We start from the raw sequence: 11319 nt of genomic DNA, 5'->3' as shown, positions 1-11319 counted from the left end.
CTCATTTAGCGCTAAAGATGTACCTTCATAACAGATTTAAAAGGTTAACTACTCTAAGGCGCTTTTGTCCCAATGCACTTCGGTGTTGGCGAAGTGCATCAGCGTTAAGCCAACCAATATCAATTACAAGTAGTGTTTCCGTAGCTATCTGAATAACATGACGTGCCATCAGAAAACGTTGTATTTCCATAGTCGTCGGTGTATGACGACGTACCATCACTGTATGTGGTGTTGCCATAGCCATCCGAGTAAGATGAAGTACCGTCACTATACGTAGTGTTACCATAACCATCAGAGTACGACGACGTACCATCGCTGTATGTAGTGTTGCCATAATCGTCGTTATAAGCCGACACCCCATTCGAGCACGAAGTGTTTCCGTAGCTATCGCTGTAACAAGAAGTCGCATTTACCTGCGTAGCAACAACTAGGAGCGACAATATAATCATTTCTTTCATTCGTTGATCTCTTACTGACAAAGACAGCTTAGGACTGAGCTAAATCTAAGCGAAAGTATATCATCACAAAGGTTGACACAACACCACCAGTCTTTGACACCAAGTTAATTGAGCCTGAGGAGCCTTTGTCCCGATCATTGTCATGCGCTAAGAACGAAGTAGTGAAAATAATTTACAGGGACTTAATTCAAAAGCGTTCCTAACGAGAGTTTACTTAGTAAACGCTCCTTCCAAGCTCCAACCAGCCGCATACAAAATATGCTTATCTTTTACCAGTTCAGCGTTTGTATGTTTGTCTATTACAACATCCTTAGCATTTACCCTTGGAATAACTACTTGAGATTCCAAGCCAAGCCCTATGCGTGGTCTATCATTTCTCGCTTGAGCAATACCTTTTGATATTGGCTTAAGCTTGCTCGGCTTTCTTGGTTGAGCTTTAGCCTCTGAGCCATACAACTTAGACAGGCGCGATATTTCCTCTTCAATATCACTCTTTAACTGATTGAAAAATTTCTCCTTAAAGTGCTGTTTCTTCTTACATTCAGCGTAAGTTAATTTTGGAAACTCAGTATGCAGTCGCTCCCATAAGTTATTAGGGCATCTATAATGACCAAGAGACTCTGCCTCTGCTAAGGCTAATTTTCTATACTCTTCCGAAATATTAAATATGGAGGCTCCGGCAGATATCCCCCAACCACTTAACAGTTTAAACTTCACAAACAGTTCCCTACAAGACAGATAGTTTAGGTAATCTCCAAAGAGTATAAATCACTACTCCTTCTGACTAGTTACCATATTACGCCAACTACAAGACTTAGTGAATCGTTGAAGAGTTTGATGCTAGATTCCGAATCTGAACGTACTGCGCTTTTGTTCCATTGAGCGATATAATATGGGAGTTCTAGCAGGTCTCTTTCCAGTTATACACGTTCTCGTGAGAAGGGGTTTAGACGGGTCATCATGGTTGATTTTTTCTGATTCCATAAGGAATTTCAATTATTCCACGATACTTTCACGTATGGCATAAAATATTTAGGTGTGAAGCCGTATAAATTCAGTTCATTAGTGGGAGTGTGTAAATGAGTGTAGCAGCGTTAAATATGTTAACTGGTGGTTTTATAGGTGTAGTGCTGACATTATCTATCCAATACACAGTTAAACGTTTAACCATTAGATACAGCCATTTTTTGGCAAAGCGTGGAAAGTAAATAATGACACAAGCTGCACCGGATAAAATCACCTTCATGGGTGACGATTTTCTGTTATGTCCTGTTTTCTCTGTAAAAGGGTCCGAACTCCTTTCACGTGAGTTTCTTGGTATCAACAGTACCGCATTCCTCTCAGGGTGTAGCCGAGGGTTTATCTCCAGATTTCAAATCAACGCCGACAACCGATTGAGCCTGTGCAGCATATCTCTCATCGGCTCAAATTCCACTAGCCAAAATGTCTGTGGGAAAGAAGTTGTCACGGGCGAATACCATAAAGAGATCAGGGGAATCGACTTCTTTCCTCTTTTTTCCGGGCACCTAGTACTGCTAAAAGACTATTTAAAGAAAAGCAGCTTTATGTACAATTGCCCGGAAAATTATGAGACTGTTGTTGAGCTTGGACTCGAAAAGGGTAAAGTCATCCGAGTGAATGCCGTGCGAGTAAAGGAAGCGAAGCCAAACAAGATACTCTCAAAAGAACTCGCATCATTCACTGAAGCAAGTAAGTTTGCAAAATTTCTTTGTCAAGAGGGTGTTCAAGGGGTCATTGTAAAGCCGAATCATTCATCTAGGTTCACGGTTCAAGCTGATTTTGATAAAGAGTTTGAGTGTCTTTTTAATGAGCCTCACATCAAACAACGGCGCTGTTCCGAATGTGATGAAGTCATCCCCTTTGAGCGAGTGAAGATCGCCCCCAGTTGTTATCTGTGTATAGAGTGCCTTAGCACGCATGAGTCAAACAACAGTTATCACCGCACAATGGACGTTGATGGAATTGGTGGTCCTCGTGATGAGGCAAGACGAACTCTACGAAACAGACGAGATTAACTGCCTAATTCGTACCTTGCTTTTGTCCCTGAGCAAGACACTCAGACCAATAAAAAGAGGAGACGTTTCCGTCCCCTCTAAGCTTAGCCACGATACGTATCGTCCATACCGTAACTACCAAGCTTTGATAGAGTTTCACTTTCTTCGTCTGTCAATGGCATACTTAACATTCTTGTATATTCATCCATTTTCATTTGAAATGCTGCCCTTTCAATAACCTCTTTGGACACATTCGGAAGCTTTAAAGAAAAAGTGTCAATAATCGCACCCTGAAGTTGGTCATCATCACAGAACAAATACAACTCTTCAGAAGAGTCGGCGTCACTACAAGATTTTGCAAAAAAGGTGAGGTCACTATGGCCTTTATGGCCTAACGCAAGGGAAAGCCAATCATTTCGCTTGAAAGCTGAAATTAGAGAAGTTTCTGACTCATTAGAAATCAGGACTGCAAATTGCTTAGCTGATTCTTTAAATTGTTTAAGCTGTGAAGGGTATACTGGATACTTGTTTTTTTTAGACATGTATCAATCCTCGTTAATTGGGCTAAAGACATGCAATGTGACTCTCATGCACTACTCCCAATGAGTACTGATTCATTAGTTAGTTAAGATGAAAGCGCCTTGACCACGAGTCAGGTCTAGGTGGCGTCAAACCTAGTCTGTAAAGTATCAGGTGAGTAATAAGTATGTCAATGGCCATAAAGTAGCCTCCTCACTTGCTTTTGTCCCAATGAAAGTCGGAAGGCTCGACAACCTGTTGATAAAACAGGCAGATAACCAACCGAGAGCAAGCCGCTCAACGATGTCAAATCCATAGTTGCAGAAGACCTAAGCTCTTTCGTGGAGTGTAATTAACTCTTCCAATTCAGCTATACTTTTATGCCCGTATTGGGAATAAAGTTGTTTGGTGTTGATCGATGCATTGGACTCATTGTTTACACCTGCAACAGACTTATAGTTACAAATTTTGGCGCTAATATTACCGACCTCTAGTCCAGACTTTTGAGAAATATCACGAGAAAATTCGCTTTGCTTTCCTCTAGGGAATCCCAAACTTTCCAGTTTCTTGAAGGCCAATAAGCACCGTAATTCATTTAATTCATTCCATAGGGAGGTTTCACGATAGGCCATAGAATCACCTTAGTTTCATTGAACACACATTTATCGTAGAACACACATTCATCCAATGTCATCTATGATTTAATAACATTGAAAGGATCGACTCCCTAAGGCACTTTTGTCCCATTGTGAGCCCACAATCCGGAGCTGTTTTATAGGTGGGATATGTAAAGGTCATCAGGACTTGATAGGGAGAAAGTCGTTACTGGGCATTGATAACATTTACTAAGTGATTTGCTGAGGGCGGCGAACTAGTAGTCCCACACCTTGCTATGGAGCCCAGTTTATCCATACGGCCAGACTCCATATTGATAAATCATGACATTAAGTGCATTTTACGTTCGACGCCCATGGTGATTTACCATCGCATTTAGCCGAACGTTGAAACGACACCTCTTGACCTTCTTTAATTCTTTCCCATTGATTGTTGTAAAGTAAATCTGCTTTTCTAAAGTAATACTCCTTCCCTTCATTGAGAATAAATGCAAAATTGCTGACTCGTCTGGGTGTAGCTTTGATATGGCCTTTCTCTTCAATCAATCTAACGTAACAACGGTCTTCCCTCTCACTGTGAGTTATCAAAGGTGTTGAAGCGTTTTGAATTAACTTTTTCAGCGATCGATAACCATAGTTTCGTGAATCAAAAGCACTATCTAGCTGTTTTAGCTTTGTACCTAAGTCGCCTAAGTATACGCTGTCAGCATCACCAACAAGCTGCCAATAAGCTTTTAGCAACAAACTTTCCAAGTCGTCTGGTTGATTGCCTAGCTCTCTAGCCTCGTCTTCATTTTCGTCGAGAGATAGGTTTTCTACATAGACAAAGTTATGACACGCATTACGGAAATGAGAGGGCGTGTCTGACTTACCTACAGCCATAACGTGGAGCCCTTTCTCTCTCGTTCTTTGTGCGATGCCCGCAAAACCACCGTCACTGCTTACAATGCACAGCGCATTAATTTTGTCGTTGGTACAAATAATCTCTATTGCATCCATGATAAGCGCATGATCAACCGAATCTTTTGCAATATGGAACTGCTGCTTTGGTGAAGAACCAGTATCGAGCAGAATATCTTTCCAACCTTTATTGTTAGGTAGAGTCCAGTCAGCATACACCCATTTAATAGCTATGCTTCCCTTACGCCCGACTTCGTTAAGAATGTCAGCATATTTTTTTGATTGAGCATTCTCGCCATCCACTAGGATGGCGAAGTTAAGGTTTTCATTCATTGAATTCATCCATACAGTTATTTTGAACGAGGCGGATTATTCCCACGGCCTCGACCAGATGGATTCCCGTTTTGCTTGGCCCATTCGCAGGTGTTTTGTTTGTCATGTCATTTCTCCTTTTTCCTAATGACAAGGACATTATGATTGAAGGATTAGCGACATTTGTGTATATCTGGGGACAATCGGAGACAAATAAGAACTGTGATGAACAAAAAAAATCAAAAAATTGAAGAGTTCAAAATCTTATTGAAATTTATGGATTGGTCTTCTAAACAATTCTCAGATATATACTTAAATGAAAATTCATCCTATGACCTAGATGAAAGCGAGTACAAAAAGCACCATAACAAGGTGAAGGGCCGATTGAAAAGAGCTTCTAACACTGAAAAATCTACAGCAAATTTCATCGAGTACACCCATTTTATTAAAGGCTCAGAAGAGTTCTCGATTAAAAACAAAGAGCACAGTTTCGAAGCTTTTTCGTCTGAATTTTTAGCTTCTGTTGAGAGCGTTGCAGCAAAGAACAACCCTAAAAAGGTGGCTATTAAATATTATGAAGGTAATGGCCACTCTTCGTTGTCTGCTAAAGAAATGGAAGATGTTACGGGTTGCGCATTACAACACGCTGAAACGATCGGCTCCTCCTCTCATAACTTTCGAATTGTCAAACTTCGCGACGATGGTATGGGTGCTGATTACTTAGTCTTTTGGGCTGGAGATATTGGATTTGCAGGTGGTTCAGGCACTTGGGGACCTGCATACTGCCTCGTAAAAAGAAATCATTGGGGAAACTACAACATTGCAACACCGGGTAGAAAGTTTTATGAACACGTAAAAATAATTGAAACTACGGAGTTCACGGAATCAATACTGTACATAACAGGGGTGACATATGGGCCGACCTGCCATCAACGATACCCTAATTATAAGGTGAAAATGAAATTCCATGTTGTTGATAGTTTTGGAGGGACTGTCGATTTAGAGCTTGTTGATAAGCAGGAAATTGGCTACGGCGTTAGCACCTCCCTCACTTAAGTGCAACTCGCTTCTGTCCCTCATTGAGCCTCGATTCCGGATGACGTTGATCTCACACCTTGATTCTGAGTGTTCTAACATACCGGACAATTGTGAGTTAAGTGCTTTGGATGCGCTGATTGTTAGGGTTACTTTTTGCATCACCAACGTGTGGTTAGTTTATAACACCGAGTCTAAAGTCAGTTAGCGGCTAAAGTTGTTGCTATCTGAACCTAATGTGGAAAATCTTCCCACTTTAAATAAGGATGTGGTGCGTATTTTGTAGTTATACTTGTATTTCGATCGTCACTATTAAGCCCTGTTCCAATAAACCGAACTGCTTCACGCTCCGCTTGGTCTTTAGTGTCGTAGATTTTGGTTGATTGACCAGCAATGCCAGATTTTTTCTTGTGATACCTGATACAGGTTAGTTCATACCCAATCACCTCAAGATCGGCCATGGCACACACATAAAACTCACTACCTTCACGCTCAAGGAACACGTTAACTTCCATTTCCATTGCAATTTCTTTAGCCACTCTTTTAGCTTTGTCGAATGACCACGGCAATAGGTTAACTTTAATTTTGTGGCTCATTGAGCTTTCTCCATATCGCAATATCTACTAATCGACCCAACAGGCGTCAGGTGATTCATCCTGTTCACTATTAAGCGCTTGTTCTAGTAGCATTGCCTCTGCAACTAAGGAACCCCTATCGGCTTGGTAGTTATCAGCCCATACATCGAAAGTGCTGGCGCTACAAAAACCCTTGTCGAAAAGCATTGTCTTTAAGTAATGAATAGCTCGCCCTATATCGGCTATGTGATTCGCCTCTTTTAATACGGCTCTTAAATCGTCATCAGTCATCTTATCGCCTTTTTAATGGTCTTGCTCTCTTCGTGAGTTGCTTATGACACATTTGCTAATTACGACCGAGAAAATTTAGTGGTCTAGCTAAATGAAATTCGAGAGCGTTTTAAAAACGACGAAGTGAACAGACCTACAACTCAAAATATCAAGCTTACAGCTATGCACTAGTGCTTTAAAGTTACTTTTTCTGGAATGTTAACTAGCGACCTCTCGATAGAAGATTCGGTCAATCCATGAGAATGTAACACGCAACAACAAGGCAGAAGAATTTTAGAGTAGTAGAACTAAGGCGCTTTTGTCCCAAAGCTTGGCTCTGTGAAACGTTTTTGGACAGAAGTGTGCCAGTTATATTACTAAATTAGAATGTAACGGATTAGTCCACATTTGGAAAAGTAACGCCGCGTTAAGGCGCGAAGTAACGTGTGCCACACTTGAACGAAGCGAAACCAGCACATGTTACGGAGTCGCTCTTAAACGCTTATTAGAACGCTATTCAAAGCTATCCAGGTCAATTCTGTATTTTGTAAGTACTTCTTGCATTTGAAGCTTCTTTTGACCAGCAGCTACCGCCATTACTTTCGCTGTAACATCTGAAATCTCACCCTTTGAAATCCCGGCCTTCTTTGCTTCCAATAAGTAATACCGAGTGCATGGTAAACAATTCATTGCCATCGCTGCGGACAAACCAACTAGGAGTTCCGTTCTTGTATCCAAATGCTCATTTTCATGAGTCGAGTGATAAAACTCTTCGTACCCTTTTTGGTGCTTCCCTAGCATGAATAATCCTTATAAGTTCTAACGCTTTGCTATCCGGCGTTTACGACTAACCCAACAAACACACTAAGCTCCGAACCAAAAGTAGCGAACGTTACGCGTCCGTTTGAGCAATTAGTTATAAGCGATGCTCACCATTTTGATGAAGTTTGACTAAAATTACTATTAGCCAATACTCTACTTTTGGAAACATATCAATGAATTACGACATAGATAAAGCTTCAGAGTTAGCTCTTACCCTTCTTTTCTTGACCATGCACGACAAATCAGAATTTGATGGTTCATACCGTGCGTGGAAAGGTATCAATTTTGACGTAATGAACCACCTTTATGGCAAAGGACTAATACAAGATCCCGTTAACAAGAACAAATCTGTGGTCGTGACTCCAGAAGGAGCAAAACAGGCCGAAGAATTATTCAACAAGTGGTTAAAAAGGTAGAGGTCCGAATAGCTTATAACGCCTTGTTAAGTAGCAGCTAACTACCACTACACTCAAGCAAAGCCACCGTAATCACTAAACTCAATTCAAACCAAAATCGCCAAACGTTAGCTGTCTGCTTGAACAATTTGTTGAACGAAGCCGCTCTGCGGCAGAGTAAAGCGCACAACCCACCATACTCCTAATAACCCCATCACCCAATGGGCAACATAGGAGTAAATATCATGACACCCGCTGAACTTGAACGCTACAACTTCCTTTATGACCAACACCTTACCAATCTTAAACTGCAAGGTAAACGGCCTGCCACCATCGATGCCTACTCTCGTGCAGTACGTCGAATTACCCAGTTCTACGACTGCTGTCCCGACACCTTAACGACTGACCAACTCAAGCATTACTTCGCAAGTCTCATCGAAACCCACTCTTGGAGTACCGTAAAGCTCGACCGCTGTGGGCTGCAGTTCTTCTATCGCTATACTTTGACCAAAGAGTGGGAGTGGCTCGATATTGTCAGGCCACCTCGTACCAAAAAACTGCCCGATGTCTTAACCCCACCACAGGTAGCATTGCTAATCACGATGACACGACAACGGCGCTATCAGGTGTTCTTTCTTACCTTGTATTCCATGGGGCTACGACTGAGGGAAGGGCTGAGCCTAAAGGTGCAAGATATTGATGCCCACACCATGCAGGTACATGTTCGTAATGGAAAAGGAGGCAAAGACCGGTTGGTGCCACTTCCACAGCGCACACTAAACGCACTGCGTAGCTACTGGCTGACTCACCGTCACCCACAGCTACTCTTTCCTGGTAAAGAGCTTATGACTGATAACCCTATGGACAGAGGTGGCGTACAAAAGGCCATGAAGTTGGTCCTTAAAGACTGTGGTATTAGTAAGCCCATCTCACCGCACTCGCTTCGACATTGCTTTGCAACTCACTTACTTGAGCAAGGTCTGGATTTACGCTCTCTGCAGATTTTGCTAGGACACGGTAGCCTCAACACCACGGCTCGCTATACCCGTATGACCCAACTGAAACAAAAAGATGCAGCGCTGGCAATTAACCAGCTTACCGATGCACTCGTCATTCAATGGGAGGAAGTATGAGCATCTTTATCGACCTACTCCGCGCCCATCTCGATGTTTTTGAACGTCATTACGACAACCAACTCACAGCTGACATGCGTTCAGCTATCCAAGCCATGCTCCGCTGCAAAACAGAGCAGCAAGGTCGCTCACAATGGTATTGTGCTCACTGCCATCATGACGACCGGCTGCCACTCTCATGTGGGCACCGACACTGCCCCCAGTGCCAGCACCGCACCACTTCTGATTGGCTAGAGCGCCAAAAACAGAAGTTGCTGCCTGTTCATTACTTTATGGTGACCTTCACGTTACCTTACCAGTTAAGACCGTTGGCTAGGCGAGCCCCTAAAACCCTCTACAGTGCCATGTTCCAAGTGACATCGAGTGTGCTCAAAAGCTTTGCCCAAAGACAGAACAAAGGCGCGCTCGGATTCACCGCCGTACTGCATACTCACAGCAGGCAGCGAAATCTGCATCCCCACCTACACGTGATTGTCGCAGGTGGGCGGTATGACTCATCAAGAGAAGTATGCCACAAAGATAACAAGCAATACCTGTTTAATGCCTTCGCTCTGGCTAAGGTATGGCGGGCAAGGTTGTTAGAAGTGATAGAGCAACATCCACAGTTGTGGCTCCCCAAGCGCCTCCCCCACAAATGGGTGGTTGACTGTCGATGTGTGGGAAAAGGCCAGCCAGCACTGGAGTATCTATCACGTTATCTTTACCGAGGCGTATTGCCTGATAGCGATATCATCAAGGTAGAAGAAAACACAGTGACGTTCCGATACAAAGAGAGCCAAACCCAACAATGGAAGCTGCGAACACTACCCACTCTTCAGTTCTTGATGCTCATCTTACAGCATGTACTTCCCAAAGGATTGCAACGAGTTCGTGACTATGGCTTCTTGCGAGGACAGGCTCGACAAGCACTTAGGCGTATACAGCGATTGCTGCTTGGGCTGTTTTATCAGCTCCCAAACCTTGAGCCTGTGACCAAGAATAAAGCAACACGCTTCTGCCCTTGCTGCCAGCATGAGATGGCTTGTGTTGGGGTCACTCGACCGAGATAGCCGAAAGGCAGACAGAATAAGGATAATGTTGAAGTACAAACCGGGAGAAAACGTAAACGCTAGAGACTGACGGACAACAGCTAACCTTCTGATAAAGCTATACTCTTGGCTTTATCATGGCAGCGCTCGCCTTGAAAAATCATCAAGGTGAGAGCACCGCAGACAAAGATCGCACAATTTACTTATATAGAGGCATCGGGCTTGTTCAACACTTGGGATTAAGCGCTGGCTTCGCAGCGTTTAATCCTTATTTGTTAGGCTTTTAACTCCATCAAGCACTCTGAACCTTCACGACTTATGGCTTGGAATCCCAAGCGTTCGTAAAGCACTTTAGCTGGATTTGACTCAATTACACTTAGCCTTACTTTAGCTTCAGACTTTACCGCAGTATCGATGAGTTCAGTGATTAGCTTGCTACCAATGCCCAAACCTTGGAAAGCAGGTAATATTTGAATTTGTACAATTTGCCAATGGTTGTTTTCGTGTTGATAAACCGCTTTAAACAAACCTACTGACTGGTTGTCGACTTCCACTATCTGAGCTGACTGAAACTCAAGTTGAATACGTGCTTGATATGAATCGTATGAAACTGACATACCTGCTTGTTCAAGATAACTACGCATAGTTTGGTCTCTCAGAAAGTGAAGAAACTCCAAATCATTAGTAGTAGCCGATCTTAGACATATTTCCATGTTACCCTCTGAAAGCCTAACGCCTTGTTAAGTAGCAGCTAACTACCACCACACTCAAACAAGGCCACCGTAATCACTAAACTCAACCAAACCAAAATCGCCGACTGTTAGCTGTCTGCTTAAACAATTTGTTAGGTGCGTGCTTAATACGTACACTGACACACAAAGCACGAGTGTGTACCAAAGGCATTGTTTACTCTTTGGAGTCGTATTACTTTGCCATCTTTATCGAAACATGTTGCGCAGAACGGCCCGATTTTATTATCGTTTTGGATACGATAATATGCGCCATTTTCAAACATTAGCTCTTCTTTCGCACGAAGTTTGCCTTCTAGCTCAGCGAGCTTCTCTACGTTCTCTGCGGCTTCAACCTTCGCGTCAGCTAACGCACTTATTAGCTCAGCCATCTGCAGCTTTATATTTGCATCTTCTATCGCATCTGTAGCGACTTTGACACCCTTAGCCAATTCCCACGCAGCTTTTATGCTCGTCATATATTCAGCTACCATTATTACCTCCTGAGCGCCTAA

At 42.8% G+C, this 11319-nt stretch carries 15 protein-coding genes; 5 read left to right on the top strand and 10 right to left on the bottom strand.

Translation table 11 applies throughout. The features are described from left to right. Nucleotides 1-25: 25 nt before the first annotated feature. Nucleotides 26-334, bottom strand: coding sequence for a hypothetical protein (locus AC6I8U_RS25495; RefSeq protein ID WP_498019832.1), 309 nt, complete (start codon nucleotides 332-334; stop codon nucleotides 26-28). A gap of 334 nt (nucleotides 335-668) precedes the next feature. After that, on the bottom strand, nucleotides 669-1175 hold the full coding sequence (locus AC6I8U_RS25490) for a hypothetical protein (RefSeq protein ID WP_498019831.1): 507 nt from the start codon (nucleotides 1173-1175) through the stop codon (nucleotides 669-671). Between the two features lie 494 nt (nucleotides 1176-1669). On the opposite strand from AC6I8U_RS25490, the gene AC6I8U_RS25485 reads away from it, so the two are divergent. Beyond that, nucleotides 1670-2494: a TraR/DksA C4-type zinc finger protein gene (locus AC6I8U_RS25485; protein ID WP_498019830.1), complete on the top strand. Its 825-nt coding sequence runs from the start codon at nucleotides 1670-1672 to the stop codon at nucleotides 2492-2494. A gap of 83 nt (nucleotides 2495-2577) precedes the next feature. Here AC6I8U_RS25485 and AC6I8U_RS25480 read toward each other — a convergent pair whose 3' ends face one another. From AC6I8U_RS25480 to AC6I8U_RS25470, 3 genes are all read right to left on the bottom strand, one after another. Next, a complete protein-coding gene (locus AC6I8U_RS25480) occupies nucleotides 2578-3015 on the bottom strand; it encodes a hypothetical protein (protein WP_498019829.1) in 438 nt (145 codons plus the stop codon). A 306-nt stretch (nucleotides 3016-3321) separates the two neighbouring features. Continuing rightward, complete coding sequence (locus tag AC6I8U_RS25475) at nucleotides 3322-3624, bottom strand: hypothetical protein (RefSeq protein WP_498019828.1); 303 nt, start codon at nucleotides 3622-3624, stop codon at nucleotides 3322-3324. A 312-nt stretch (nucleotides 3625-3936) separates the two neighbouring features. Then, entirely contained in the window at nucleotides 3937-4839 is a 903-nt protein-coding gene (locus AC6I8U_RS25470; RefSeq protein WP_498019827.1) for an NYN domain-containing protein, read from the bottom strand. A gap of 204 nt (nucleotides 4840-5043) precedes the next feature. Here AC6I8U_RS25470 and AC6I8U_RS25465 point away from each other — a divergent pair, with 204 nt between their 5' ends. After that, complete coding sequence (locus tag AC6I8U_RS25465) at nucleotides 5044-5874, top strand: hypothetical protein (RefSeq protein ID WP_498019826.1); 831 nt, start codon at nucleotides 5044-5046, stop codon at nucleotides 5872-5874. A 212-nt stretch (nucleotides 5875-6086) separates the two neighbouring features. Here AC6I8U_RS25465 and AC6I8U_RS25460 read toward each other — a convergent pair whose 3' ends face one another. From AC6I8U_RS25460 to AC6I8U_RS25450, 3 genes are all read right to left on the bottom strand, one after another. Then, on the bottom strand, nucleotides 6087-6449 hold the full coding sequence (locus tag AC6I8U_RS25460) for a hypothetical protein (protein WP_498019825.1): 363 nt from the start codon (nucleotides 6447-6449) through the stop codon (nucleotides 6087-6089). A 27-nt stretch (nucleotides 6450-6476) separates the two neighbouring features. Then, entirely contained in the window at nucleotides 6477-6719 is a 243-nt protein-coding gene (locus AC6I8U_RS25455) for a hypothetical protein (RefSeq protein ID WP_498019824.1), read from the bottom strand. Between the two features lie 492 nt (nucleotides 6720-7211). Then, entirely contained in the window at nucleotides 7212-7499 is a 288-nt protein-coding gene (locus tag AC6I8U_RS25450; RefSeq protein WP_498019823.1) for a carboxymuconolactone decarboxylase family protein, read from the bottom strand. 194 nt (nucleotides 7500-7693) lie between these two features. On the opposite strand from AC6I8U_RS25450, the gene AC6I8U_RS25445 reads away from it, so the two are divergent. The 3 genes from AC6I8U_RS25445 (at nucleotide 7694) to AC6I8U_RS25435 (ending at nucleotide 10097) form a co-directional block, all read left to right on the top strand. After that, complete coding sequence (locus tag AC6I8U_RS25445) at nucleotides 7694-7936, top strand: DUF6429 family protein (RefSeq protein WP_498019822.1); 243 nt, start codon at nucleotides 7694-7696, stop codon at nucleotides 7934-7936. 224 nt (nucleotides 7937-8160) lie between these two features. Next, on the top strand, nucleotides 8161-9048 hold the full coding sequence (locus tag AC6I8U_RS25440) for a site-specific integrase (protein ID WP_498016953.1): 888 nt from the start codon (nucleotides 8161-8163) through the stop codon (nucleotides 9046-9048). Further along, nucleotides 9045-10097 carry an IS91 family transposase gene (locus tag AC6I8U_RS25435; RefSeq protein WP_498016951.1) on the top strand — a complete coding sequence of 351 codons (1053 nt, stop codon included), beginning with the start codon at nucleotides 9045-9047 and terminating at the stop codon, nucleotides 10095-10097. Before AC6I8U_RS25440 ends, AC6I8U_RS25435 begins: the two co-directional genes overlap by 4 nt. Before the next feature lie 254 nt (nucleotides 10098-10351). Here AC6I8U_RS25435 and AC6I8U_RS25430 read toward each other — a convergent pair whose 3' ends face one another. Together AC6I8U_RS25430 and AC6I8U_RS25425 are read right to left on the bottom strand one after the other, a co-directional pair. Continuing rightward, on the bottom strand, nucleotides 10352-10720 hold the full coding sequence (locus tag AC6I8U_RS25430) for a GNAT family N-acetyltransferase (RefSeq protein WP_498019821.1): 369 nt from the start codon (nucleotides 10718-10720) through the stop codon (nucleotides 10352-10354). A 212-nt stretch (nucleotides 10721-10932) separates the two neighbouring features. Continuing rightward, nucleotides 10933-11298: a hypothetical protein gene (locus tag AC6I8U_RS25425; protein WP_498019820.1), complete on the bottom strand. Its 366-nt coding sequence runs from the start codon at nucleotides 11296-11298 to the stop codon at nucleotides 10933-10935. Nucleotides 11299-11319: the final 21 nt, after the last annotated feature.

This window comes from Vibrio sp. KUL80, assembly GCF_059725495.1.
Note: the sequence above shows the minus strand (reverse complement) of the source record. Positions and strands in the feature narration are given on the sequence as shown.

Coding starts and splice junctions, on each gene's coding strand:
- AC6I8U_RS25495 (WP_498019832.1), bottom strand. CDS start 334: ATGGCAACACTACATACAGCGATGGTACGTCGTCGTACTCTGATGGTT.
- AC6I8U_RS25485 (WP_498019830.1), top strand. CDS start 1,670: ATGACACAAGCTGCACCGGATAAAATCACCTTCATGGGTGACGATTTT.
- AC6I8U_RS25480 (WP_498019829.1), bottom strand. CDS start 3,015: ATGTCTAAAAAAAACAAGTATCCAGTATACCCTTCACAGCTTAAACAA.
- AC6I8U_RS25475 (WP_498019828.1), bottom strand. CDS start 3,624: ATGGCCTATCGTGAAACCTCCCTATGGAATGAATTAAATGAATTACGG.
- AC6I8U_RS25470 (WP_498019827.1), bottom strand. CDS start 4,839: ATGAATGAAAACCTTAACTTCGCCATCCTAGTGGATGGCGAGAATGCT.
- AC6I8U_RS25465 (WP_498019826.1), top strand. CDS start 5,044: ATGAACAAAAAAAATCAAAAAATTGAAGAGTTCAAAATCTTATTGAAA.
- AC6I8U_RS25460 (WP_498019825.1), bottom strand. CDS start 6,449: ATGAGCCACAAAATTAAAGTTAACCTATTGCCGTGGTCATTCGACAAA.
- AC6I8U_RS25455 (WP_498019824.1), bottom strand. CDS start 6,719: ATGACTGATGACGATTTAAGAGCCGTATTAAAAGAGGCGAATCACATA.
- AC6I8U_RS25450 (WP_498019823.1), bottom strand. CDS start 7,499: ATGCTAGGGAAGCACCAAAAAGGGTACGAAGAGTTTTATCACTCGACT.
- AC6I8U_RS25445 (WP_498019822.1), top strand. CDS start 7,694: ATGAATTACGACATAGATAAAGCTTCAGAGTTAGCTCTTACCCTTCTT.
- AC6I8U_RS25440 (WP_498016953.1), top strand. CDS start 8,161: ATGACACCCGCTGAACTTGAACGCTACAACTTCCTTTATGACCAACAC.
- AC6I8U_RS25435 (WP_498016951.1), top strand. CDS start 9,045: ATGAGCATCTTTATCGACCTACTCCGCGCCCATCTCGATGTTTTTGAA.
- AC6I8U_RS25430 (WP_498019821.1), bottom strand. CDS start 10,720: ATGCGTAGTTATCTTGAACAAGCAGGTATGTCAGTTTCATACGATTCA.
- AC6I8U_RS25425 (WP_498019820.1), bottom strand. CDS start 11,298: ATGGTAGCTGAATATATGACGAGCATAAAAGCTGCGTGGGAATTGGCT.